Raw genomic sequence first — 24,066 nt, 5'->3', positions numbered from 1 at the left:
AGAACCGGATGAGCCGGAAGAATCGCATACGCGCCGCCTTCGTCGTCGCCTCCGCCCTCGCCACCGCCGCCACGGTGAGCGTGGGGGTGAGCCAGGCCGGTGGGACCAAGCCGCCGCGCGAGCCCAGCAAGAAGCAGATCGCCGGACTGTTCGACAAGTGGAACGCGGCTCTGCGGACCGGTGACCCGGAGAAGGTCGCCGACCTGTACGCCAAGGACGCGGTGCTGCTCCCGACCGTGAGCAACAAGATCCGGACCAACCACGCGGAGATCGTCGACTACTTCGAGCACTTCCTGCAGAACAAACCGGTCGGCAAGAAGGTCGAGACGATCGTCAACGTCCTCGACACCAACTCCGCCATCGACACGGGCGTCTACGAGTTCACCCTGACCGACCCGAAGACCGGCGCCGAGCGGGTCGTCGAGGCCCGCTACACCTACGAGTACGAGAAGCGCGGCGGGAAGTGGCTCATCGTCAACCACCACTCCTCGGTGATGCCCGAAGGCTGATCCGCACCCACAGGCCGCCGTCCGGCGCGTCCCGCAGGGTCACCGTGCCGCCGTCGTCCGTCAGCAACTGCCGTACCACGGACAGGCCGAGGCCCGAGCCGGAGCGGCCGGTCAGGCCCTGGCCGCGCCAGAAGCGGTCGAAGGCACGGGACTTCTCCTGGTCCGTCATGCCGGGGCCCTCGTCCAGGACGGAGAGCGCCACCTCGTCGGCCGACGCCTCGACGCGCACGGTGATCGTGGCGCCGTCCGGGGACACCTCCAGGGCGTTGGAGAGCACGTTGTCCAGCACCTGGTCCAGATGACCGGGACCGGCCAGCACAGACGGCCGGCCGTCGGCGACTCCCCTGAGCGCGATGTGGACTCCGCGCTCGTCGGCGGCCGGTCTCCACACCGCGAGGCGTTCGTCCACGATGTCCAGCAGGTGCAGCGGTTCGGGCGCCGTCACCTTCGCCTCCGCGCGCGCCAGCACCAGCAGACCGCTGACCAGGCGGCTCATCCGGACCACTTCCGCGGTCGCCTGTTCCACGTCCTCGCGGACGGACTCGTCGTCGACGCCGTCCGCGATGTTGTCCAGGGACAGCCGCAACGCCGTGAGCGGGGTGCGCAGTTGGTGCGAGGCGTCGGCGACGAAGCGGCGCTGCGAGGCGACCAGGGTGTCCAGGCGCTCCGCGCCCTGGTTGAGGGTGCGGGCCAGGGTCTGGGTCTCGGCCGGGCCGGTCACGGGGGAGCGGGCGGTGAGGTCGCCGTCGCCGAACCTGCTGGCCATGGAGTTGAGTTCGCGCAGGGGACGGGTGATGCGGCGGGCCGCGACCGCGCCGATCGCGGCGGCCGCCGCCAGGACGAGCACGGCCAGGCCGGCCCGGAAGCCCCAGATCTGCCAGAACCGGGTGGTCATGTCAGAGGTGGAGTAGACGATGCGGACGGCCGCGTCGCCCTCGGCGGGGACGGTGACGGTGAGGTGCCTGCCCCAGATGAAGTCGGAGCCCCAGTCGGTGGTCGGCTCGTCGTCGGTCACGGCCCGGGTCAGCGCCGGGTCGGCGGCGGGCTCCGGCAGGTCCGGGGTGCAGGCGGGGGTGGGGGTCGCCTGGACCGTGCCGGGCGACTCGCGGTCGTACGCCTTCGCGACCTCGGTCAGCGCCTCGCAGGAGACGCTGTCGCTGCCGCCCAGCAGCAGTGCCATGGTCTTGGCCTCGCGCAGGACGGAGAGTTCCGTGTCGTCGCGCAGCTGCTTGGTGAGGGTGAAGGCGACGGGGACCGTGAAGAGCAGGATGGCGACCGCGACCAGCAGGATGTAGCTGCGGATGAGCTGGCGGTTCACGAGGTGTCCGCGCCGCGGGTGTCGCCGTCGTCGCCCCCGGCTGTCTCCAGGCGGAAGCCGACGCCCCGGACCGCCTCGATGGTGATCGCGCCCGCGAGTTTGCGGCGCAGGGCGGCCACATGGACGTCCAGGGTCTTGGTCGGGCCGAACCAGTTGGCGTCCCAGACCGCCTCCATGATCTGCTCGCGCGACATCAGCGCGCCCGGCTCCTCGGTGAGGAAGGCCAGCAGGTCGTACTCCTTGGGGGCCAGCGCGACCTCGGCGCCGTCCACGCGGACCCGGGCCGCCTTGCGGTCCACGGTGAGGCGGGAGCCGTAACGGTCGGGGCCGGCGTCCGGCGGCCGGGGCTGCGTCCGGCGCAGCACCGCCCTGATCCGGGCGATCACCTCGCGGACCCCGAACGGCTTGGAGACGTAGTCGTCCGCGCCCAGCTCCAGGCCGACCACCCGGTCCGTCTCGTCGCTGCGCGCGCTGATCACGATGATCGGCAGGTCGCCGCGCCGGCGGAGTGCCCGGCACACGTCCAGGCCGTCCGTGTCGGGCAGGCCGAGGTCGAGGAGGACCAGGTCGCAGGGGGCGGAGTGGGCGAGCGCGGCGGCGCCCGTCGTCACCCACTCGACCTCGAAGCCGTACCGTCGCAGGCCGCGCCGCAGGGATTCGGCGACCGGCTCGTCGTCTTCCACCAGAAGTACGCGCACGCCCCGCACCCTAGTGCTTGAAACCTCAGGCACAGGGCCGACTGTGAGCCGGGGCACTTTCCCGCGTGGCGTTCCGTTGTCTGGGCAGGCTCCGGTCGCGAGCGCGGAGGTCCGGCCGGTCTCACCATGCGGGAGCACGCCGGTGGATTTCGGACGCTCGTTAAAATGAGCCGACACAGACGAACCGAGCGAGGAGCGCACGTGGGCCTTGTCGTGCAGAAGTACGGAGGCTCCTCCGTAGCCGATGCCGAGGGCATCAAGCGCGTCGCCAAGCGAATCGTGGAAGCGAAGAAGAACGGCAACCAGGTGGTTGTCGTCGTTTCCGCGATGGGCGACACGACGGACGAGCTGATCGATCTCGCCGAGCAGGTATCCCCGATGCCTGCCGGGCGTGAGTTCGACATGCTGCTGACCGCCGGAGAGCGTATCTCCATGGCACTGCTGGCCATGGCGATCAAAAACCTGGGCCACGAGGCCCAGTCGTTCACCGGCAGCCAGGCAGGCGTCATCACCGACTCGGTCCACAACAAAGCCCGGATCATCGACGTCACGCCGGGGCGGATCCGGACGGCCCTGGACGAGGGCAACATCGCGATCGTCGCCGGGTTCCAGGGCGTCAGCGCGGACAAGAAGGACATCACCACGCTGGGGCGCGGTGGTTCCGACACCACGGCCGTGGCGCTCGCCGCCGCGCTCGACGCCGAGGTCTGCGAGATCTACACCGACGTCGACGGTGTGTTCACCGCCGACCCGCGCGTGGTGAAGAAGGCGCGGAAGATCGACTGGATCGCCTTCGAGGACATGCTGGAGCTCGCCGCCTCCGGTTCCAAGGTGCTGCTCCACCGCTGTGTGGAGTACGCCCGCCGCTACAACATCCCGATCCACGTCCGGTCCAGCTTCAGCGGACTGCAGGGCACGTGGGTCAGCAGCAAGCCGATTGGGGACAAGAAGGTGGAGCAGGCCATCATCTCCGGTGTCGCACACGACACCTCCGAGGCCAAGATCACGGTCGTCGGTGTGCCGGACAAGCCGGGCGAGGCCGCCGCGATCTTCCGGACCATCGCCGATGCCGCGATCAACATCGACATGGTCGTGCAGAACGTGTCCGCCGCGGCCACCGGCCTGACGGACATCTCCTTCACGCTCCCCAAGACCGAGGGCCGCCGGGCCATCGACGCGCTGGAGCGCAACCGGTCGGGCATCGGCTTCGACTCGCTGCGCTACGACGACCAGATCGGCAAGATCTCGCTGGTCGGGGCCGGTATGAAGACCAACCCGGGAGTCACCGCCTCCTTCTTCGAGGCCCTGTCCGACGCCGGTGTGAACATCGAGCTGATCTCGACGTCCGAGATCCGCATCTCGGTCGTCACCCGCGCCGACGACGTGCCGGAGGCCGTGCGCGCCGTGCACACCGCCTTCGGTCTGGACTCCGACTCCGACGAGGCCGTGGTCTACGGAGGCACCGGCCGATGACGGGCAGGCCGACGCTCGCGGTCGTGGGAGCGACCGGGGCCGTCGGCACGGTCATGCTCCAGATCCTGTCCCAGCGGGCGGACGTCTGGGGCGACATCCGCCTGATCGCCTCACCGCGCTCGGCCGGCCGCAAGCTGGCCGTGCGCGGCGAGGAGGCCGAGGTGGTGGCCCTGTCGGAGGAGGCCTTCGACGGGGTCGACGTCGCGATGTTCGACGTACCCGACGAGGTGTCCGCGCGCTGGGCGCCCGTCGCCGCCGCCAAGGGCGTCGTCGTGGTGGACAACTCCGGGGCCTTCCGGATGGACCCCGAGGTGCCGCTGGTCGTCCCCGAGGTCAATCCGCACTGCGCCCGCAACCGGCCGCGCGGGATCGTCGCCAACCCCAACTGCACCACCCTGTCGATGATCGTCGCCCTGGGCGCGCTGCACGCCGAGTTCGGGCTGCGCGAGCTGGTGGTGTCGTCGTACCAGGCGGTGAGCGGGGCCGGGCGGGCCGGCGTGGAGACACTGCGGGCCCAGCTGTCGATGGTCGCGGGTACGGATCTGGGCACCAAGCCCGGTGACGTACGGCGGGCGGTCGGGGACCTCACCGGGCCGTTCCCGGAGCCGGTCGCGCTCAACGTGGTCCCGTGGGCCGGGTCGCTGCGGGAGGACGGCTGGTCGTCGGAGGAGATGAAGGTGCGGGACGAGTCCCGCAAGATCCTCGGGCTGCCGAAGCTGCCGGTCGCGGTGACCTGTGTCCGGGTCCCGGTGGTCACCACCCACTCCCTGACCGTGCACGCCCGCTTCCAGGGCGAGGTCACCGTCGACAAGGCCCGGGAGATCCTCGACACCGCCCCGGGCGTCGTCCTCTTCGACAACCCGGCCGCCGGTGAGTTCCCGACCCCCGCCGACGTGGTGGGCACCGATCCGACCTGGGTCGGGCGGGTACGGCGGGCGCTCGACGACCCGACCGCGCTGGAACTCTTCGTGTGCGGGGACAATCTTCGCAAAGGGGCGGCGCTGAACACCGCTCAGATCGCCGAGTTGGTGGCGGCCGAGCTGACCGGCCGTTCAGGAGCGGCGGAATTCGTGTGAAGCGCCCGTGACCATGGGAAACGGTCTGGATGCGGTCCGGGTGGGAGCGGGCCCACAGGTAGGATCCGCGTAAGAAGTGTGTTCGGGAGCATGGTCCAAACCTCTTGAATCGCGACCCCTTCGCGTTCGAAGATTTTCCTCCCCGTCCTCCGCAACCATGCGGGCGGCGGGGAGCGTCTTTGCGGTCGCCCGCTTACCGGGCGCTTACGCAACCGGGCCCTCGGGTCGCGGGGACGCATGATCCTGGCGTGGGGACGCCGTGATCGGGGCGTGGGGACGCCCGTTCATATGGGACATAGGGGAAGAGCGGGACGCATGACGGCAATTGAGGCACCGTCGGGCTGGACCGGTGCGCGCCCGTGCGAGGGGCTCGGTGTGCGCCCGTCCGACATGCCCGACGTAAAAGTGATGTGCGGCACGTACAACCCCATCGGGGGTAGGCGTGTCCAACTGGCGTGGCAGAGGTTCTCGAACTCAGTGCGCCCCGCGGCGCGACGGCCCTGCGGCCGCCCCGCGCCGGTCTGCGCCCCCGCAGGCCCGGCACGTCCGGCGGCATGCCGGTGATCGCGCCCATGCCTGCAGCGCGGCCCACCCGCATACCCGGTCAGCGCGACGGCTCGGAGGAGACGGCGACGGCGGCCGGCACCACCGTCGACCACCTCACCGAGACCTACCGGGCGCACTACCGTTCGCTCCTCGGCCTCGCCGCGCTCCTCCTCGACGACACCGCCTCCTGCGAGGACGTCGTCCAGGAGGCGTTCATACGCGTCCACTCCGCCCGCAAACGCGTCCGGGACCCGGAGAAGACCCTGGCCTACCTGCGCCAGACGGTCGTCAACCTCTCCCGCTCCGCGCTGCGCCGCCGCATCCTCGGCCTCAAGCTCCTCTCCAAGCCGATGCCCGACGCGGCCAGCGCCGAGGAAGGCGCCTACGACCAGCTGGAGCGGCGCGACCTGATCAAGGCGATGAAGGGCCTCCAGCGCCGCCAGCGCGAGGTCCTGGTCCTGCGCTACTTCGCCGACATGACCGAGGCCCAGGTCGCCGAGACGCTCGGCATCTCGCTGGGTTCGGTGAAGGCGTACGGTTCGCGCGGTATCGCGGCCCTGCGGGTGGCGATGGAGGCGACGACATGACGGACAGCCCCGAGGGAGGCGACTCCCATGACCGCCACGAGCCCTACGCCTGGCACGAGCCGACGCCAGAACAGCACGAGCAAGAGCACACGCAATCGCACGCTGGGAACGGAACTGTGAACCACGGCCCCGACGAGAAGGGCCCCGAGGGCGCGGGACAGGGCCCTGACGGGCTCCGGAACGGGCTCGGCGCCGGCTTCGGTGCCGGTGCCGGTGCCGGTGCCGACGGTCGCGAAGCCGACGACGGCCTGGACGCCCTGGACGGCCTGCATGCCCTGGACGGCCTGGACGGCCTGCATGCCCTGGACGGCCTGGACGGCCTGGACGCGGACGAGCTGGCCCTGCGCAGGCTGCTGCACTCCGCGGTCGACGACGTCACGCCGCGCGACGGCGTCCTCGACCACCTGCGCCGCGCGGTGCCCGCCCGCCGGGCCCGCAAGCGCCAGGCCGCCGTCGGGATGGCGGCCGCGGCCCTGTTCATCGGCACCGCGATCCCGGCCCTCATCCACGTCTCCAACTCCGGCGGCGCCGACCCCAACACCTCCATGGCCGGCCAGGCCTCCCAGGCGCAGGGCGGCTCCGCCGGCGGCAAGAACCCGGACGGCGGCGCCAGCACCGCGGGCGGCAACAGCGGGCAGGCCACCGGCCAGAACCCCGGCGGGGCCAAGGGCGGCGGCAAGAACGAGACCACCGGAGCGGGTGACGGCACCAAGGTCGTCCCCACCGACAGCGCCGCCAGCAGCTCCCCCGTCTGCACCTCCGCGCAGCTCGGCACCCCGACGTCCACCGTCGACGCCCCCGACTCGACGGGCGTCGTCTACGGCACCTTCCGCGTCGTCAACGTGTCGGCGACGAGCTGTACCGTCGGCGGCCCCGGCAGTGTGGGCCTGCTCGCGCAGGGCGCGGCCGACGCCACCAAGATCAACGCGATCCGGCACGCCTCCGGCGACGCGGCGGCCGGGCTGCCCGATCCCACCACCGAGCTCACCGGGCTGGTCCTGGCGCCCGGCGCGGCCTACGAGGAGAAGTTCGGCTTCGTGCCCTCGGAGACCTGCCCGACCAGCGGTTCCAGCACCGGCGGTACCGACACCGGCGGCACCGGAGGTTCCACGGCCTCCCCGAGCCCCTCCGAGGGCGCCAGCAGCAGCGCCGGTACGACCACCTCCGGGACGGACGGCATCACCACCCAGCTGTTCACCGAGGACGGCACGGCCGACGGGAGCATCGCGGTCTCGTACACCCCGCAGGCCGGGTCTCCGACCGGCTCGGCGACGGTGACCAACGCGTGCGCCGGGACGGTCTACTGGACCGGGGTCCTGCCGGGGGTGTGACCAGGGTCCCGCCCGCCGGTGTGACCAGGGTCCCGCCGGCGGCGTGACGGGGGACCTGCCGGTGGTGCGACGGCCGGTCCTCCGCTGTCGCTGTCCTGGTGGTGGAGGGCTGTCGCGGTCGGGCGCCGGTCAGACGGCGGCGGTCGGCTGCCTGGCCTCCCCGCCCGGAGCCTCGTCCGGGTCCGGGTCCTCGTCCGGGACCAGGCCGAGTGCCGCGTCCCGGGCGAACTCCACCTCGCGGCGCAGCAGCCGGAACCACATGAACACCACGAACCCCGCGAACACGAACCACTCACCGGTGTAGCCGAGGTTCTGGAACGCCTTCAGATCGAGCCCCGAGTTGTCCGGCGCGGTCGCCGGTACGGCCGTCATCCCCGAGTCGGCCTTGTCCAGGGTGATCCACGCGTCGTACACGGAGTACGGCACCAGGTTCACCAGGGAGGCCGCGCTGATCGCCGCCGTCTGCCCCGACGGCAGTCCGCCCTGGCTGCTGACGCCGTCGTCCCCCGGGGTCTCGGAGGCCTGGAGCGCGCCGGTGACGGTGACCTCGCCGGTGGGCGGGGCGGGTGCCTCGGCGGTATCGGCCTTGCCGGGCAGCCAGCCGCGTACGACGGGCAGGGCCTTGCCGGAGTCGGTGCGCAGCAGGGTCAGGACGTAGAAGCCGTTCTTCCCGTCGACCTGGCGGTCGGGTACGAGCAGCTGCTTGGCGTACCGGCCGGTGACGGTGGCCCGCTGACCGGAGGTCGACTGGTCGACGGGGAGCAGGTCGGCCAGCGGCCGGGCGGCTTCCGTCTTCGCCGTCTCGACCTGTCTGTCGGCGCTGCGATGCGCCTCGACCCGCGCCTCGAAGCGGCTCAGCTGCCACGACCCCATGAAGATGCAGAACGGGATGGCGAGCAGCACGAAGACGTTGATGCCCCACCAACGGGGTGTAAGCAGGAAGCGGTACACGCCGTCCACGGTACGGGGCGGTTCATGACGGTTTACGGGCGGGGTGGGCGCGCGCCGGCGCGGTCGCGGGGCGGGTGGCGACCGGGCCGCGGGGCGGGTGGCGGCCGGGGCGCCGGGCGGGTGGCGGCCGGGCCGGTGGGCGGGTGTCGGCCCAGACGCCCACCTGGAGGTTCGCAAAGTTATCCACAGGCTGCGGACGCCCCTCGACGCTTTGTGGGCGCGGACGGGCACTATGGGGCCATGACTGCGGCCATGAGTGAGAGCGACATGCCGGACTGGGAGAAGCGCTTCCGCGCCCCTCGGGTCTCCCTGCCGGACTGGGCGGAGGACGCCCCCGACCGTTCCCTGTTCGTTTCGAACGCGACGGGGACGTACGAGCTGTACGCCTGGGACCGCGCGAGCGGCGAGCAGCGCCAGGCGACGAACCGGCCGAACGGCACGACTGACGGGCTGCTCTCCCCGGACGGCGCGTGGATCTGGTGGTTCGACGACAAGGACGGCGACGAGTTCGGCGTCTGGCGCCGCCAGCCCTTCGGCGGCGGCGCGGACGAGGAGGCGACACCGGGCCTGGAGCCGTCCTACCCCTCGGGCCTGGCGCTGGGCCGGGACGGCCGCACGGCGGTCGTGGGCCGCTCGACGGATACCGAGGGTACGACGATCTACCTGGTCAGAGTGGGTGAGGAGCCGCTGGAGATCTACCGGCACGCCGAGTCGGCGGGCGTCGGCGACCTCTCCCACGACGGTTCGCTGATCGCGATCGAGCACACCGAGCACGGCGACGCGATGCACTCGGCGCTGCGCGTGGTCCGCCCGGACGGCTCGACGGTCGCGGAGCTCGACGACACCGACGGCGGCACGGAGGAACTGGGCCTGGAGGTGCTGGGTTTCGCCCCGGTCGATGGCGACCCGCGCCTGCTGATCGGCCACCAGCGGCGCGGCCGCTGGGAGCCCCTGGTCTGGGACGTCGTCTCCGGTGAGCAGACGGACCTGACCCTCGACCTGCCGGGCGACGTGAGCGCGGAGTGGTATCCGGACGGCGCCGCGCTGCTCGTCGCGCACAGCCACAAGGCCCGCAGCGACCTGTTCCGCTACGACCTGGCCGCGCACCGGCTGGAGCGCATCCCGACCCCGCCGGGTTGCGTCTCGGGGGCCACGGCCCGCCCCGACAACACCGTCGAGTACCTCTGGTCGTCGGCCGCCGAGCCGCCGGTGGTCCGCTCCACGACCGGCGACGTCGTCCTGGACCCCCCGGGCATGAAGTGCCCCCCTTCCGTCCCGGTCTCGGACGCGTGGGTGCAGGGCCCCGGCGGCCCCATCCACGCCCTGATCCAGAAGCCGGCCGGGGCCGTCGGTCCCCTTCCCACCGTCTTCGACCTGCACGGCGGCCCGACCTGGCACGACAGCGACAGCTTCGCGGCGGGCCCGGCGGCCTGGGTGGACCACGGGTACGCGGTGGTCCGCATCAACTACCGCGGTTCCACGGGGTACGGCCGGGCCTGGACGGACGCGCTGAAGCACCGGGTGGGCCTGATCGAGCTGGAGGACGTGGCGGCGGTCCGGGACTGGGCGGTCGAGTCCGGCCTCGCCGACCCGGACCGGCTGATCCTGACCGGCGGCTCCTGGGGCGGCTATCTCACGCTGCTCGGCCTGGGCACCCAGCCCGGGTCCTGGACGGTGGGCATCGCCGTCGTCCCCGTCGCCGACTACGTCACGGCCTACCACGACGAGATGGAGTCGCTGAAGGCGATGGACCGTACGCTGCTGGGCGGCACGCCGGAGGAGGTCCCGGAGCGCTTCGCCGCGTCGTCGCCGCTGACGTACGTCGACGACGTCAAGGCCCCGGTCTACATCTCGGCCGGCCTGAACGACCCACGCTGCCCGATCCGCCAGATCGACAACTACGTCAACCGCCTGGCAGCCCGCTCGGCCCCGCACGAGGTCTACCGCTACGACGCGGGCCACGGCTCCCTGGTGGTCGACGAGCGCATCAAACAACTCCGCCTGGAAATGGCCTTCGCGGAACGCCACCTCGCGCCTACGGCGACAGCACCGACAGACTGACCCACCTTTCCCACCCACCCACCCACCCGACTCGGTTCGTGAAGCGTCCCGTAAGGGGCGCGGGGAACTGCGCGCTCAGCCCCCGCACAGCCGCGCCTGCTCCACCACCGCAACCCACCCACCCCCAGCTCTCAACCGAGCGAGTCGGGTGGGTGGGTGGGCAGGGGGCGGCGGCCGGACAGCTCCGCCAAACCCCTCCTCGTCGCGACCACCACCGCCCGATCCCCACCCCGCAACACGTACTCCCCGGCCGCGACCCCCGGCCGCCCGTCGAGCGCCAGCACCCGCCAGGCCCCGGCCCGGAACGCCTCCCCCACGGCCCGCCCCTCCAACTGCGGGTGCCCGCCGACCTCCACCACCGCCACCAGCAACACCTTCCGCTCCACCGGGATCGCCCCGAGGATCTGCCGCCCCAGCATCGCCCCCGCGAAGGACGGCGCCGCCAGATAGGACACACTCCGGCTCCGGGTGACGGCGCGCGGATGTGCCGCCCGCAGCGTCCGGTACACGGCGGTCGCGAAGTCGTCGTCGTACAGCCGCAGCACCGCCGTCAGATCGGGCCGCACGGACCGCGCGTACAGCACCGCCTCCAGATTCGTCGTGTCCGCGCTGGTCACCGCGAGCAGCGCCTGCGCCCGATGGATCTTGGCGGCCTCCAGCACCCCTTCCTGGGTCACGTCCCCGAGCACCACCGGCACCCGCAGCCGCCGCGCCACCGCCAGCCCGCGCGCCTCGGGATCCGACTCGACGCACACCACGGGAACATGCAGTTCCCGCAACCTCGTCAGCACGCGCGTACCGATCTTCCCCAGCCCGAGGAGCACCACATGCCCGCTCAGTCCCCGAGGCGGCTTGCGCAGCGCGGACGCGGTCCGGAAGGTCCCGAGCGCCTCCAGCACCGCCGCCAGCAGCACCGGCAGCAGCAGCAACCCGACCAGCCCCGTCAGCAGCTGGAGGATCTGCCGGCCGAGCGACGCCCCGATCGCGGGATCGTCGATGGCGAACAGGTCGAGGAGCGTGTAGTAGAAGGCCCGTACCGGATGCATGCCCGTCACCACGGACAACGCGACCGCGAGCGCGATCACGCACCCCACGCTCCCGGCCAGCGACCACCTGAGCCGCCGCGAGAACAGCGAGGCGAGCGGCGGTACGACCCCGACCCCGCGGCCGGCCGGCTCCGCCTCCCCCGCGGACGACGACACGTGCTCCAGCACCATCACGCCACGCTCGTCCGCGGCCCGTACCTGCTCCCCGTCCGGCAGCAGCCGCGGCCCCCGCTCCCGGCCGGCGCCCTCGGCCGGCTCGGGCCCGGTGCCGTTCGGCGAGAGCAACGCCAGTGGGAACAGCCCCCGTTCGACGGCGTCCTGCCGTTCCACGGCACCCGGCGGCAGCTCCACCGCCCGCAGCACCAGGCCCTTCGTGTGGATGACCCTGCCGCGCCCGGCGAGCGCGGTGGCGACGAGCGCGGGCGCGGCCGTGTCGGCGTCGGACAGCACGATCGTGGAGGCGTCCCCCACCGCGCCGTCCGCACCGCCGTCCGCGTCCCCGATCGCCAACGCGGCCGCCTGGTCGAGGAGTTCCTCGATGTGCTGCCCCAACCGCCGGTTGTACAGCCGCAGCACGAGCCGCAGCCGTGGATTGAGCCGGCGGGCGGTGAGGGCGGCCCGGATGTTGGTCTCGTCGTCGTCGTACACGAGCGCCAGCGCGGCGGCCCGCTCCACACCCGCCTCGGCGAGCACCGCCTCGCTCGCCTCGACGGCCTCCAGCACCCGTTCCCCATGCGGCCCTTCGCCGGGGCCGGAGCCGGAGCCCACACCGGCACCGGCGGCGCCCGGACCGGCGCCACCACCGCCACCCCCGTTGCCGCCCGTCCGTCCCACGGCCGCACTGACCACCCGGTCGAACAGCGCGGCCGAGGCGGCCCGTGCCCGTCCGACGACCGGCGGCCGGGCGACGCGCACGTTCGGCGGTACGACAAGGGTGACCTGTTCGCCGTACACGGTGCGCAACTCGGCGGCCAGCCGGTGCGCGAGTCCGTCGTCCCCGCACACCACCATGGGCGCCGGGGCCCCACCACCCTGATACGGAACGCTCGCCACGAGGGAAAAGACTGCCTCAACGGGACGCATGGTTCCAGCAACGAGGTGAACAGCCACCCCTGACCGCCCGTAGGGAGAGGGAGGGGGCATAATCCCCGATCTGACCGAAGTGCCGGAGGTATCCGACCCGTGGCCATCACCGAGAAAGCCGCCCCGCCCGGCGCCGTGCCCGAGGACGGGGCACCCGGCGGCGACGGCAGCCGTACCCCGCCCGGCCAGGAGGGCTGGCACCTCAACTCGCCCATGGCCCTGACCCTGCTCCTGCTCGTGGTCGTGGTGTTCCAGGGCCCGGTGCGCGGCGCGCTGTCGAAGCCGGTGATGCAGAGCTGGATGACGGTGTTCGTGGCGGTGGTCGTCCAGGCGCTTCCGTTCCTCGTCCTCGGCGTGCTGCTCTCTGCCGCCATCGCGGTCTTCGTCCCGCCCTCCTTCTTCGCCCGCGCCCTGCCCGGCCACCCCGCCCTTGCGGTACCGGTCGCGGGCCTGGCCGGGGTGATCCTCCCGGGCTGCGAGTGCGCGTCGGTGCCGGTGGCCGGCGCCCTGGTCCGCCGGGGCGTCACTCCCGCCGCGGCCATCGCCTTCCTCCTCTCCGCCCCCGCGATCAACCCGATCGTGCTGACGGCGACGGCGGTGGCGTTCCCGCGCAACCCCGAGATGGTGGTGGGCCGGTTCGCCGGCAGCCTGCTGGTGGCCTGTGCGATGGGCTGGCTGTGGCAGCGGCTCGGCCGTACCGACTGGCTGCGGCTGCCGGCGCACGCGCACCACGAGGGCGAGACCAAGGGGGAGGCGTTCTGGTCCTCGGTCCGCCACGACACCATGCAGGCGGGCGGCTTCCTGGTGCTCGGCGCGATGGCGGCGGCGACGCTGAAGGCGGTGGCCCCGGCGGAGTGGCTGCGCACGGCGGCCGCCAACCCGGTGGTCGCGATCTTCGCTCTGTCGATCCTGGCCGTGCTCCTGTCCATCTGCTCGGAGGCGGACGCGTTCGTGGCGGCTTCCCTGACCCAGTTCTCGCTCACCGCGAAGCTGGCGTTCCTGATCGTGGGCCCGATGATCGACCTGAAGCTCTTCGCGATGCAGGCGGGCACCTTCGGCCGCGGCTTCGCGCTCCGCTTCGCCCCGGCCACCTTCGTGGCGGCGATCGCGGGCGCGGTCCTGACCGGGGCGGTGCTGCTGTGAACCGGCAGGCCCAGGCGGCGGTGATGTTCCTGGTGGGCGCGGCCCTGCTGCACGCGGGCGGCACCAACCTCTACCTGCGCTACGTCAAGGCGGGCCTCCAGCCACTGGTGCTGGCCGCGGGCGCCGTCCTGATCGTCTCGGCGCTGGCGACGGCGTGGTACGAGTGGAAGCGTGCCCGCGCCCGGAAGGAGACCGCGGCAGCCGCGGAGCCGACCGCCCACCCCGAGCCACACGCCCACCCCGAGCCACACGCCCACCCGGAACCCCGTATCTCCTGGCTGCTGGTCCTCCCTCTCCTCGCCCTGATCCTCGTCGCCCCGCCCGCGCTCGGCTCCTACAGCGCGCTGCGCACCGGCACGGCCCTGCAACAGCCTTACGGCTACCTGAAGTTGCCCAAGTCCGACCCGATGCCGCTCAACCTGGTCGACTACGCGGGCCGCGCGGTGTACGACCACGGCCGTTCGCTGGCCGGCCGCCAGGTCCGGATCGCCGGTTTCGTGGCCGTCGACTCGGCCGGCACCCCGTATCTCGTCCGCATGGCCCTCAACTGCTGCGCGGCGGACGCCCAGCCGGTGAAGGTGGGCCTGACCGGCAAGATCCCCCCGGTCCTCCAGCCGGACGCCTGGCTCCAGGTGACGGGCACCTACACCACCAAGCGGACCCACGACCCGGTGAACAACGGCCCGATCCCGTTCCTCCAGGTCACCGAGGCCAAACCGATCCCGACCCCGGCCGACCCGTACGACGAGACCTGGAACAACTGATCCCGTGTCAGGCTCCGCCCGCCCTGCGGCCGGGGGCGGGAATCGTCTGCGGGTATCCCCGGTATCTCCCGTGTATCCGGACTGACATTCGACGGGCGGTCCCAAAAGATCGAAGTGGAATTTATTGTTCCCTTAAGGAGCGGCCGTTCGGTCAATTTCGGCTGTGAAACGAGAAAAACAGGCCACATGCTGTCATGCCTGTTAGTCGCAACACCCCCCGGCGGCAGCATGGTCGGGCGCTTGAACGGCGTGCCGCGTCACGGGAGCGAGATCGTCGGGGGTGCTGGTGAATCACGCGTGGGCGCCGTCCACTTTTCTCGGCCGGCTGGGGAACACGACACGTGAGGAACTGCTCGGACAGGGCACGCCCATCACCTACCCGGCCCATCGCACACTGCTGCAACAGGGCGACGAGAGCCGGCACGTGCTGCTGATCACGACCGGTGTCGTGAAGGTCGTCGCCAGCGCGGAGAGCGGCTACGACATGCTGCTCGCCGTCCGCATAGCCGGTGACCTGGTCGGCGAGATGGCGGCGTTCGAGGAGCGCCCCCGGTCCGGCACCGTGATCGCCTGCAGTGATGTGACCGCGCGGATCGTCCAGGTGCGGACACTGGAGACCTTCCTCACCCGGCACCCGGATGCCATGCGGGCGATCCTCCACATGCTCTGCGCCCGGCTGCGCTGGGCCAACGGGCGCCGGATCGACTTCCAGGCCTACGGCTCGCTGATCCGGCTGGCCCGAGTACTGGCCGAGCTGAGCCGGGCCTACGCCCAGCCCACGCCGGACGGCGACGGAAAGCGCTGCGACCTCGGGGTGACGCTCACCCAGGCGGAACTCGCGTCACTCGCCGGCCTCCGGCTCACCACGGCCGAAAAGAATCTGGCAACTCTTACCGCCATGGGGCTGGTGAAGCGCAGTTACCGCAACATAACCATCTGTGACGTTCCGAAACTGCTTGAATTCGCCAAAGTCGTTGCCGACAACCCGTAGTGGTACGGGATCACTTCACGCACTCTCTCCTAGCCTCTCGGACAGCACTTCGTGGGCGGTATCAGCCCATGTACTGCCCAGAGAGGAAATGATCGGGTGGCTGAGTGGCCCGGGTTCTGTCCCTGTACCTGTATAGCCGTGGACGCACAGGCCTACGGCAGCAAGAACGATCGTATGCAGTCCGAATTCCAGCATGACCTGCCACGACTCCTCGACCGCGCCGCGAAGGGCGCGGGCCTGGACCGCTCCGAGTGGCAGATCCAGCGCACGGGCGACGAGCAGCTCGCGGTGCGTCCCCAGGACGGCAGCGAGCCGCGCCTGGTCGACGACTACATCCGTCATCTCGTGGCCGGACTGCGTCACCACAACGCCCAACGGGTGCCCGAGGCCCGGATGCGGTTGCGGGCCGTGATCCATCAGGGGCTGGTGGAGCTGGCCGAAAACGGCTTCGCGGGTTCGGCCGTGGTGGCCACGGCGCGACTGCTGACCGCGCGTCCGCTGTACGACGCCCTGGCCGCGCATCCGGGCGCCGATCTGGTGCTGCTGCTGTCCGACGACGTCTACCGGTCCACGGTGGCGGGCGGTCACACGACCCTGTCCACGGCGGACTTCACCCACGTCACCGTCAAGGTGAAGGAGTACGAGGCCTCGGCCTGGCTGCGCGTGCCCATGCTCGGCGCTGCCGCCACCGCCTCGCACGAGCCCGGAACCGCGGGAACGGGGAAACCCGCGGCTCCGGTGTCGGGGGAGCCCGCGGCGGCCCGGCCTGCTCCGGCCGCCGCGGGCACGGCAGACCGCGGGACGACCAACGAGTACCGGGCTCACCAGGTCAACGTCACCAACGTGGCCGGCTCGGTGGATGCCCGGGGTGCCGTCTTCGGCTTCGGGAGCGCCGGTGACTGATGTGCCGGACCCGGCCGGCGGGGCCGCCGTACCGCCGGCCGGCGAGGACGTTGCACCGCCGGTGCCGGAAGGTGCGGGCGGTGGCGAGCCGGAGGGGGCGCTCCGCCCGGACCTCGGCGGGGACGCGGGCGCCGAGCGGCGCAGGGAGCAGGACGAGCGGGAGGAGGACGAACGGGGCTACGACGATCTGCGCCGCGTCCAGCAGCTCGTCAACAACAACTTCTACGGCGTCGTCGAGGCCTCGGGGGCCGCGTTCGGCTTCGGCGCCGCCTCGGCCCCCGGTCTCGCACCCGGCATCATCGAGTCTGCGGATACGGACCGGGTCCTGCGGTTCTACGTCCCGCCGCAGCCCTGCTTCGACGAGGCACTCGGCACGTTGCGCGAGAACGCCCTCGTGGTGCTGACCGGTCAGGACAACTGCGGCCGCGGTGCGGGCTCTCTCGCCCTGCTCCGGAGCATCCTCGGCGAGCAGGCCGTGGTGCGCAGCCTGTCGCCCGCCAACGCCCTCGCCGAACTGGCCGCTTCGCGCGATCTCAGGTCCGGGCAGGGGTACGTCATCCTCGACTACGTCGGCGAACTGCGTCCCGACGCCGTGCAGACGTACGAGATCGGGCGGCTGAGCGAGGAACTCGGCCGCAAGGGGTCGTACCTGGTGATCACGGCCGGCGACACGGTCCGGCGGCGGCTGGCGCTGCGGGACCACTGTGTGCCGTGGCAGGTCCCCGACCCCGAGGAGCTGTTCGACCACTGCAGGGCGGAGCTGCCGCACGCCGGCCTCGCGCCGGACGCCGAGAGGGAACTGCTGGAGCGGGTCGGCGAACAGCGCCGCCCGGCGGTCGTCGTCGAGGCGGCGGTGGCCCTGTCCCGGGGAGGCGTCGAGGCGGCACTGGACATCCTGCGGGACCGGCACCGGGAGCAGGTCCAGGAGTGGTTCCGCAGGCGGCCGGCCGTGGACGACCTGCTCGCGCTCGCGGCCCTGGCGTTCCTGGAGGGCATCCCGGAGCGCACCTTGGAGAGGGAGTGCGCCGCGCTCGCGGCCCACGTGCGCAACTGGGAACAGAGCGGCGAGACACCGGCCGGGGAGCCGGACGGCTCGGCCGGGGCGCCGCTGGGCGGCAGGGTGGCCGAGCAGTCCCGGGCCCGCTGGCGAGAGCGGGCGGTGGGGCTGGTGACGACCGAGTTCCGGCTCGGGCCGGGCCGGGGCGCCGGCCGCGGCGAGCGGTGTCTGGTCTTCACCTCGCCGCGGATCCGCGAGCTCGTCATCGCGGAACTGCACGACCTCTACGGCTACGACCTCTGGTACCCGCTGCGCCAGTGGCTCGGCGACCTGGCCCTGCGGGGCGACCTGGACACCCGGACCGAGGTGGCCCGGGGCGTCGCGCTCCTGGCCCGGTACGCGCTGGTCGAGGTCGACGAGAACCTGCTGACGGTGTGGTCCGACGGCGTCACCAGCCAGCGGGTGACCGCCGCGCTGACCCTTCAGTTCATGTGCGACGTCGAGCATCTCGCCCCGCAGGCACTGAGCACCGTCGTCGGCTGGGTGGACAACCGGGGCGCCATGCGGGCGGTGACGGCGGCCATGGCGCTGACCGGCAGGCTGGGCTCGCTCTACCGCCTTCAGGCGCTCAACTGGCTGTGGTTCCTGACCAACCGGGGCGAACGGGTCGCGTTCTCGGCCCGCCGCTCCCTGGTCCTGCTGTTGCAGACCGCCGAAGCCGATCCGGAGCGGGCCCTGCTGATCCTCCGGTACGTGCGCACCGTCATCGCGAAGTCGGCTCCGGGCTCACGGGAGCGGGCGATCGCCCTCAAGGCCGCCGTCCAGCTCCTGGAGGCGACCCGGCTGGAGGAGAGCGCCGAACCCGTCACCGCGGCTCTGCTGCGCACCGTCCCGGACAGCGTCCGTCATCTCGGATCACTGTGGGCGGACGTCCTGCACAGCAGCAACCGGAGCCGTGCGGTCGCCGCGTTGTGCCGGACTCTCGTCCAGCTGCGCGACGACCCGTCCGTCACCGCCGCCGTGCGCGAACTCGGCGAGACCATGCGCAAGGCCATGACCGCGCCGCAGTGGGCGGCACTCGGCCGCCATCTGTCCATCGCACTGCAGCATCCCGACTACGCGATCCCCGGTACCCACCGGCTGGCGCAGGTGCTCATCGGTTCACTGCGCAGCCGGACGCCGGGCGAATCCCGGCGCGCCATCGCGCCCCGCACATCCACCGATCCCCTTTCTTCCGCTCAAGGAGGCCGAAGCAAGTGAACTATCCGGTCATAGCCGAGCACATCCTGGCCACGGTCCAGGGCACCTGGTGGTCTCGGCGCCGCCGCCGCGAGGACGTACCGCCGTTGCCGCCGGGCGCGGTCCATGTCTTCAGGGTCGGCGGGAACTACCGCACCTTTCCCGAGGGCATGGTCTTCGATCCGTCCCACCCGGACGTGCTCGACGCCTCCTCCGTCAGCCTGGTCGACACCCGGGCCCGCCTGGTCGACGTGGAGCGCCCGCTGCCGTCGGTCAGCGAGGCGGACAACTTCACGATGCGGGCGTCCTTCACCTGCCAGGTGACCGACCCGGCCGTCGTCGCCCGGCAGGGCATCATCGACGTCACCGTTCCGCTGCGGGCCTATCTGCTGGGCGACAGCGACCTGCCGAGAGTGAGCGCCGGGCACCGGGTGGAGGAGATCAACGCGGTGCGCACCGAGGCCGGCCACCGGATGACCGCCTACAGCGCGATCGTGCCGCCGCGGGTCGCGGGCATGAGCGTCGAGTTCGTCAGCGCGGAGGTGTACGCCTCGGACGACCTGCGGGACTGGGAGCAGAAGCTCCGCGACGAGCGGCGCTCCTGGGAACTCCGAAAGGGACAGCGCGACTTCGAGACCCAGGACGCACGCCGGATCGCGGAACTGCTCTCCCAGGGCTCCGACCACGTGGACGCCTTCGGCATCGCCCGCGAGGAGATCGACGTCACCGAGGTGGCGGCCCGCGTCCACCGGAGCACCGAGCAGGAATCGGCGCGCCGGTACCAGGCCGAGACGGAGGACCGGGCCCACGCGCGGTCGATGGAGACGGCGGGCGCCGAGATGCACCGGGAGACGGTGCTGACCCTGCTTCGGCAGATGGCCGGCAGCGAGTACGTCGACTACCACCAGGTCCTGGAACAGGTCCTGCGGGAGACGGGCGGCCAGGCCGCGCGTGGTGTCGGAGGCGTCTCGGGCGCGGCCCGCATGGTCGAGTCGGGGCAGGCCCGCTCCGGTCGCCCGGCGGCGGGCCGGGAAGGCGCACGCGACCCGCAGGGGGGTTTCGTCAAGGACGAGGACGATCTCGTTGACTGACTTCCCGACGAACCACACGACGGCCACCGGCCCGGCGGACCGCAGGGGCACGGAGGCCGGGGCAACCCGCCGCACGGGCCGTATCCGCCCCGGCACCGACGCCGCACGGGGTCTGCGGACCCTGACCGGTGTCGACGAGGAGCTGCTGTCCAGGGTCCGGTACGAGCGGAGCAAGTACACGGCTCTGGGCGGGGTGGTGCTCGGTACCTCGGTCATCGCGGCGTTCTCCATGTGGAACTTCGCGACCGAGGCGCTCGGCAGGGTCAGCCTCGTGGCCTTGCTGCCGACGGTCATCTGGATGCTGTTCGTGCTCAACCTGGACCGCTGGCTGGTCACGCCGCAGCCGAACGCACGGCGTAGGCTCGCCCCGCTCCTGACGCGTCTGCTGGTCGCCCTGATGCTCGGCGTGGTGATCGCCGAGCCGTTGGTGCTGCGTATCTTCCAGACGGCCATCGAGGAACGCGTCCAGGACGAACGCACCGACACCGTGGACCGGTTGCGCACGAACCTGGTTCGCTGCAACCCCGTGCCCGCCACGACCCGGACGGTCGCTCCCGCGGGTTGCGACACGACGTACGTCCTCTCCTTCGGCGCGACGCCCGGCGAACGGGTCGACGAACTGACCGCCCTGCGCTCGGACGCCGCCACCCTGCAGAAGCGGGTGGACAAGGACAGCGCCGGGCTGGAGGCCATCGACTCCGAGGTGCGGGACGAGTGCCGTCGGCTGATCCGTATCGCCGCGACCGGGCTTTACGAACGGACGTCCGAATGCGTGCGCCTGCGCGACAAGGCACGGGACTACCGGACCACCCACCGCACCGCCCGGAACGAGCAGCGGCTCGCTGGGATGAACACCCGCATCTCGAAGATCGAGGGCGAGCTGACCTCGTCCCGCGACACGTTCCTCAAGGCGCGGGCCGACGGCATCGAGCAGCGGCTGGACGAGGAGCGCGCCAAGCAGAAGGAGATCGGCGTCCTCGAACGCATCCGGGCGCTCGATGAACTCGCGAGCGGGAACCCGGTGCTGTTCGTGGGCATCTGGCTGGTCCGCCTGCTGTTCGTACTCCTGGACATGCTTCCGGTGCTGGTGAAGTACCTGACCGGGGAGACCGCGTACGACCGGATGCTCACCGGCGAGAGCAACAGCGCGGTGAAGATCCACGGTGAGCAGGTGCGGCTCGCCGAGCGCCGCGCTCTCGCGGACCTGGAGATCGCCCAGGACGCCATCGAGCAGGAGGTCCGGCGCCACCGCGCCGAGTCGGAGGCGGCCTTCCGGGAACACACGGCGGCTATGAACATCCGCGTCCGCCAGGCGGTGAACGCGCTGGAGGACGAGATCCGCCGCTCGTCGACGGTCTGACGCACCCGCATCGGACACGCGCCACCGCGACCGTCCCGGACACCGGGGCGGCCGCGGTGGCACCGGCGGAACAGAGCGACACCGACGGAACAGGAGGGGGAGCATGACCACATCCGCAGGCGGCACCGGCCCGGACCCCACTACCGCGACCACCGACCGCGTGGCGGAACTCGCCAGAGTCCTGCTGTCCGAGGCACGTGAGGAACTCGTACGGGCCGACAACAAGGCGGGCCTGCTCCTGGCGTCGCTCGGTGCGGCCCTGACCGCCCTGCTGGGCGCGATCGGCAGCGGCATCATCGCCCCGCGGCACTACCCGGTCGTCCCCCAGCTCCTGATCTGGGTGGGCTCCGCCGCCTGTGTGCCGGCGCTCGTGCTGCTGGGCCTGGCCGTGGCCCCACGGCTGGGCGATCCCCGCCGCTCCCGCACCCACTACTTCGGTGACGTCAGACTGGCGAGGTCGGCGGTGCACCTGGAACGCACCGTCCGCCGCACCGATCCCTTCGCCCGGGACCTGACCCAACTGGCGGTCCTGTCCCGGATCACCTGGACCAAGTACCGCTGCATACGCCAGGCGCTGGCCTGGGGCACGGCCTTCTTCACACTCACGCTGTTGGGGATAGTGACCGGGGCGTCTGTCTAGGGGCGGTCCGGCGCATGCCCCGGATCACACCCGGCCCACCGTGTCCTGGTCGGCCGCGTCGGCCGGGTCGGCCTGCGCGGGTACGAGGGCGACGGGGTCCGCCGGCTCCGGCCGGCGGGTCAGGCGGCGGGCGACCGGCTCGGTGTAGCGGGCGGTGAGGGGGCCGATGATGACCAGGATCAGGACGTAGGCCGTGGCCAGGGGGCCCAGGGAGGGTTCGATGCCCGCGGTGACGGCGAGGCCGGCGATGACGATGGAGAACTCGCCGCGGGCCACCAGGGTGCCGCCGGCCCGCCAGCGGCCCTTGGCCGAGATCCCGGCGCGTTTCGCCGCCCAGTAGCCGGTGGCGATCTTCGTCAGGGCGGTGACGACCGCCAGCGCGAGCGCGGGCAGCAGCACCGGCGGGATGCTCGACGGGTCGGTGTGCAGACCGAAGAAGACGAAGAAGACCGCGGCGAACAGGTCGCGCAGGGGTGACAGGAGGTGGTGGGCGCCCTCCGCGACCTCGCCCGAGAGCGCTATGCCGACGAGGAACGCCCCCACCGCGGCGGACACCTGGAGCTTCTGCGCGATACCCGCGACCAGCAGGGTCAGGCCCAGGACCACGAGGAGCAGCTTCTCGGAGTCGTCGCTGGAGACGAACCGCGAGATGTGCCTGCCGTAGCGGACCGCGATCAGCAGGACCAGTCCGGCGGCCCCGAGGGCGACGGCCAGCGTCACGCTGCCCGCCGCGAGGCCGACGCCGGCCAGCAGCGCGGTGATGATCGGCAGGTAGACGGCCATGGAGAGGTCTTCGAGGACCAGGATGCTGAGGATCACCGGGGTCTCCCGGTTGCCGAGCCGCCCCAGGTCGCCGAGGACCTTGGCGATCACCCCGGAGGAGGAGATCCAGGTGACGCCGGCCAGCACCACGGCCGCCACCGGGCCCCAGCCCAGCAGCAGCGCCATCGCGGCGCCGGGCAGCGCGTTCAGCGCGGCGTCGACCAGGCCCGCCGGGTACTGCGTCTTGAGGTTGGAGACGAGATCGCTGGCCGTGTACTCCAGGCCGAGCATGAGCAGCAGGAGTACGACGCCGATCTCGGCGCCGATCGCGACGAACTCCTCGCTGGTGCCGAGCGGGTAGAAGCCGCCCTTGCCGAAGGCGAGCCCGGCCAGCAGGTAGAGGGGGATGGGCGAGAAGCGGAGGCGTCCGGCGAGCCGGCCGAGCAGGCCGAGGCCGAGGATGATCGCACCGAACTCGATCAGGAACACGGAGGAGTCGTGCACGACGGCTCACTCCCGCCCGAGTATCGCGGCGGCCGCGTCGACGCCCTCACGGGTGCCGATCACGATGAGCGTGTCCCCGCCGGCGAGGCGGAAGCCGGGCGTGGGGGAGGGCACCGCCTCGGCGCGGCGCAGCACGGCGACGATGGACACCCCCGTCTCGGTCCGCATCCGCGTGTCGCCCAGCAGCCGGCCGTTCCAGTACGAGGTCGCGGAGAGTTCGATCCGCTCGGCCACCAGCCCCAGGCCGGTGGTGGACAGCAGGTTCGGGCTGTGGTGCGTCGGCATCAGCGCGTCGATGAGCGCCGCCGTCTCACCCGAGGACAGCCGCAGGGACAGCGCGCAGGCGTCCGGGTCGTCCTGGTGGTAGGCGCTCAGGATCCGTGAACCGTCCCGGTGCGCGACCACGGACACCCGGCCCTGCTCCCGCGTGGCGAGGTCGTAGCGGACCCCGATTCCCGGCAACGGCGTCCTGCTCAGGCGTGGAGCCCCCAAGGCTGTCTCCCCTGTCTCGTCGTGTCGTCCCGCTGGATCTTTGCTCTTTCTTTAACAACACCTTAACGGGAAAAGGGGGAGGGGCGGGCCGGGGGGCGGTTCAGGACGGGTACGGGACGTAGCAGTCCAGCGCCGGGTGGTAGAGCGCATGCCAGGTGCGGCCCTCGACGACGCCGCTGGCCGGCAGCCCGTGGCAGGTCTGGATCCACTCGATCTTCCGCTGCATGACCGCGCCGTAGAACCCGTCGGGGACGACCTTGGGCGGCTGTCCGCCCCAGGCGTTGCTGAGGCACTGCGCCTGTCTGACCGCCGCTCCGGTGGCGCCGTACGTCAGCGTCGGCTGGTAGCCCGCTGCCACGTAGGAGCAGCTCTGAGCGGGGGCGGCCGAAGCGGTGTGGGGCACCGCCGGGCCCAGGGCGACGGCCGCGCCCAGCAGCGCGGCCGAGGTGAGCAGTCGGTGCAGTCGGTTCCGTCTCATGCCCACTCCTTCTGGGGCGACTC

At 71.9% G+C, this 24,066-nt stretch carries 21 protein-coding genes; 14 read left to right on the top strand and 7 right to left on the bottom strand.

Annotated features, from left to right (window positions below; all coding sequences use genetic code 11):
• Positions 1 to 8: 8 nt before the first annotated feature.
• The gene (locus IEZ11_RS15285) at positions 9 to 509 is read left to right on the top strand and encodes an SgcJ/EcaC family oxidoreductase (RefSeq protein WP_189263473.1); all 501 of its coding nucleotides are present in this window, start codon (positions 9 to 11) and stop codon (positions 507 to 509) included.
• Here IEZ11_RS15285 and IEZ11_RS15280 read toward each other — a convergent pair.
• Both IEZ11_RS15280 and IEZ11_RS15275 read right to left on the bottom strand, forming a co-directional pair.
• On the bottom strand, positions 475 to 1,827 hold the full coding sequence (locus tag IEZ11_RS15280; RefSeq protein ID WP_189263272.1) for a sensor histidine kinase: 1,353 nt from the start codon (positions 1,825 to 1,827) through the stop codon (positions 475 to 477). The genes IEZ11_RS15285 and IEZ11_RS15280 overlap by 35 nt on opposite strands.
• Complete coding sequence (locus IEZ11_RS15275; RefSeq protein ID WP_189263271.1) at positions 1,824 to 2,525, bottom strand: response regulator transcription factor; 702 nt, start codon at positions 2,523 to 2,525, stop codon at positions 1,824 to 1,826. The genes IEZ11_RS15280 and IEZ11_RS15275 overlap by 4 nt, the downstream gene beginning before the upstream one ends.
• Positions 2,526 to 2,726: 201 nt before the next feature.
• Here IEZ11_RS15275 and IEZ11_RS15270 point away from each other — a divergent pair, with 201 nt between their 5' ends.
• The 4 genes from IEZ11_RS15270 to IEZ11_RS15255 all read left to right on the top strand — a co-directional run bounded on the left by IEZ11_RS15270 (position 2,727) and on the right by IEZ11_RS15255 (position 7,538).
• The gene (locus IEZ11_RS15270; protein WP_189263270.1) at positions 2,727 to 3,998 is read left to right on the top strand and encodes an aspartate kinase; all 1,272 of its coding nucleotides are present in this window, start codon (positions 2,727 to 2,729) and stop codon (positions 3,996 to 3,998) included.
• Positions 3,995 to 5,074, top strand: a complete 1,080-nt coding sequence (locus tag IEZ11_RS15265; protein WP_189263269.1) for an aspartate-semialdehyde dehydrogenase — start codon at positions 3,995 to 3,997, stop codon at positions 5,072 to 5,074. The genes IEZ11_RS15270 and IEZ11_RS15265 overlap by 4 nt, the downstream gene beginning before the upstream one ends.
• Positions 5,075 to 5,529: 455 nt before the next feature.
• A complete protein-coding gene (locus tag IEZ11_RS15260) occupies positions 5,530 to 6,207 on the top strand; it encodes a SigE family RNA polymerase sigma factor (protein ID WP_189263268.1) in 678 nt (225 codons plus the stop codon).
• 116 nt (positions 6,208 to 6,323) lie between these two features.
• Positions 6,324 to 7,538, top strand: coding sequence for a hypothetical protein (locus IEZ11_RS15255; RefSeq protein WP_229713031.1), 1,215 nt, complete (start codon positions 6,324 to 6,326; stop codon positions 7,536 to 7,538).
• A 129-nt stretch (positions 7,539 to 7,667) separates the two neighbouring features.
• Here IEZ11_RS15255 and IEZ11_RS15250 read toward each other — a convergent pair whose 3' ends face one another.
• Positions 7,668 to 8,489 carry an SURF1 family protein gene (locus tag IEZ11_RS15250; RefSeq protein ID WP_189263266.1) on the bottom strand — a complete coding sequence of 274 codons (822 nt, stop codon included), beginning with the start codon at positions 8,487 to 8,489 and terminating at the stop codon, positions 7,668 to 7,670.
• Positions 8,490 to 8,741: 252 nt separating this feature from the next.
• On the opposite strand from IEZ11_RS15250, the gene IEZ11_RS15245 reads away from it, so the two are divergent.
• Positions 8,742 to 10,550 carry a S9 family peptidase gene (locus tag IEZ11_RS15245; RefSeq protein WP_229713030.1) on the top strand — a complete coding sequence of 603 codons (1,809 nt, stop codon included), beginning with the start codon at positions 8,742 to 8,744 and terminating at the stop codon, positions 10,548 to 10,550.
• Positions 10,551 to 10,681: 131 nt separating this feature from the next.
• Here IEZ11_RS15245 and IEZ11_RS15240 read toward each other — a convergent pair whose 3' ends face one another.
• Complete coding sequence (locus IEZ11_RS15240) at positions 10,682 to 12,607, bottom strand: NAD-binding protein (protein ID WP_189263472.1); 1,926 nt, start codon at positions 12,605 to 12,607, stop codon at positions 10,682 to 10,684.
• Positions 12,608 to 12,814: 207 nt separating this feature from the next.
• Between IEZ11_RS15240 and IEZ11_RS15235 the strand changes: the two genes are divergently transcribed.
• The 8 genes from IEZ11_RS15235 to IEZ11_RS15200 all read left to right on the top strand — a co-directional run bounded on the left by IEZ11_RS15235 (position 12,815) and on the right by IEZ11_RS15200 (position 21,807).
• Positions 12,815 to 13,822, top strand: a complete 1,008-nt coding sequence (locus IEZ11_RS15235) for a permease (protein WP_229713056.1) — start codon at positions 12,815 to 12,817, stop codon at positions 13,820 to 13,822.
• Complete coding sequence (locus IEZ11_RS15230) at positions 13,819 to 14,586, top strand: TIGR03943 family putative permease subunit (protein WP_189263265.1); 768 nt, start codon at positions 13,819 to 13,821, stop codon at positions 14,584 to 14,586. Before IEZ11_RS15235 ends, IEZ11_RS15230 begins: the two co-directional genes overlap by 4 nt.
• A 286-nt stretch (positions 14,587 to 14,872) precedes the next feature.
• Complete coding sequence (locus IEZ11_RS15225; RefSeq protein WP_229713029.1) at positions 14,873 to 15,577, top strand: Crp/Fnr family transcriptional regulator; 705 nt, start codon at positions 14,873 to 14,875, stop codon at positions 15,575 to 15,577.
• A 174-nt stretch (positions 15,578 to 15,751) separates the two neighbouring features.
• Positions 15,752 to 16,480, top strand: a complete 729-nt coding sequence (locus IEZ11_RS15220; RefSeq protein WP_229713028.1) for a hypothetical protein — start codon at positions 15,752 to 15,754, stop codon at positions 16,478 to 16,480.
• Positions 16,473 to 18,737: a hypothetical protein gene (locus IEZ11_RS15215; RefSeq protein ID WP_189263263.1), complete on the top strand. Its 2,265-nt coding sequence runs from the start codon at positions 16,473 to 16,475 to the stop codon at positions 18,735 to 18,737. The genes IEZ11_RS15220 and IEZ11_RS15215 overlap by 8 nt, the downstream gene beginning before the upstream one ends.
• Positions 18,734 to 19,807 carry a hypothetical protein gene (locus tag IEZ11_RS15210; RefSeq protein WP_189263262.1) on the top strand — a complete coding sequence of 358 codons (1,074 nt, stop codon included), beginning with the start codon at positions 18,734 to 18,736 and terminating at the stop codon, positions 19,805 to 19,807. The genes IEZ11_RS15215 and IEZ11_RS15210 overlap by 4 nt, the downstream gene beginning before the upstream one ends.
• Complete coding sequence (locus IEZ11_RS15205; protein WP_189263261.1) at positions 19,800 to 21,167, top strand: DUF4407 domain-containing protein; 1,368 nt, start codon at positions 19,800 to 19,802, stop codon at positions 21,165 to 21,167. Before IEZ11_RS15210 ends, IEZ11_RS15205 begins: the two co-directional genes overlap by 8 nt.
• Before the next feature lie 103 nt (positions 21,168 to 21,270).
• A complete protein-coding gene (locus IEZ11_RS15200) occupies positions 21,271 to 21,807 on the top strand; it encodes a Pycsar system effector family protein (protein ID WP_189263260.1) in 537 nt (178 codons plus the stop codon).
• A 24-nt stretch (positions 21,808 to 21,831) separates the two neighbouring features.
• Here IEZ11_RS15200 and IEZ11_RS15195 read toward each other — a convergent pair whose 3' ends face one another.
• From IEZ11_RS15195 to IEZ11_RS15185, 3 genes are all read right to left on the bottom strand, one after another.
• Entirely contained in the window at positions 21,832 to 23,073 is a 1,242-nt protein-coding gene (locus IEZ11_RS15195; protein ID WP_189263259.1) for a cation:proton antiporter, read from the bottom strand.
• 6 nt (positions 23,074 to 23,079) lie between these two features.
• Positions 23,080 to 23,565 (bottom strand): cation:proton antiporter regulatory subunit, encoded by a 486-nt coding sequence (locus IEZ11_RS15190; RefSeq protein WP_189263258.1) that lies wholly within the window; start codon positions 23,563 to 23,565, stop codon positions 23,080 to 23,082.
• A gap of 100 nt (positions 23,566 to 23,665) precedes the next feature.
• Positions 23,666 to 24,043, bottom strand: a complete 378-nt coding sequence (locus IEZ11_RS15185) for a peptidoglycan-binding domain-containing protein (RefSeq protein ID WP_189263257.1) — start codon at positions 24,041 to 24,043, stop codon at positions 23,666 to 23,668.
• Between the last annotated feature and the right edge of the window lie 23 nt (positions 24,044 to 24,066).

Source organism: Streptomyces fuscichromogenes, assembly GCF_014645815.1.
In the GTDB taxonomy this organism is placed as follows: domain Bacteria; phylum Actinomycetota; class Actinomycetes; order Streptomycetales; family Streptomycetaceae; genus Streptomyces; species Streptomyces fuscichromogenes.
The sequence above is the reverse complement of the archived record's forward strand: the minus strand, read 5'-3'. Positions and strand labels throughout refer to the sequence as shown.

What these genes read in the sequence shown, in the direction of transcription:
- IEZ11_RS15200 (WP_189263260.1), top strand. Translation starts at nt 21,271, where the DNA reads ATGACCACATCCGCAGGCGGCACCGGCCCGGACCCCACTACCGCGACC.
- IEZ11_RS15185 (WP_189263257.1), bottom strand. Translation starts at nt 24,043, where the DNA reads ATGAGACGGAACCGACTGCACCGACTGCTCACCTCGGCCGCGCTGCTG.
- IEZ11_RS15245 (WP_229713030.1), top strand. Translation starts at nt 8,742, where the DNA reads ATGAGTGAGAGCGACATGCCGGACTGGGAGAAGCGCTTCCGCGCCCCT.
- IEZ11_RS15285 (WP_189263473.1), top strand. Translation starts at nt 9, where the DNA reads ATGAGCCGGAAGAATCGCATACGCGCCGCCTTCGTCGTCGCCTCCGCC.
- IEZ11_RS15240 (WP_189263472.1), bottom strand. Translation starts at nt 12,607, where the DNA reads ATGGTGGTGTGCGGGGACGACGGACTCGCGCACCGGCTGGCCGCCGAG.
- IEZ11_RS15220 (WP_229713028.1), top strand. Translation starts at nt 15,752, where the DNA reads ATGCAGTCCGAATTCCAGCATGACCTGCCACGACTCCTCGACCGCGCC.
- IEZ11_RS15265 (WP_189263269.1), top strand. Translation starts at nt 3,995, where the DNA reads ATGACGGGCAGGCCGACGCTCGCGGTCGTGGGAGCGACCGGGGCCGTC.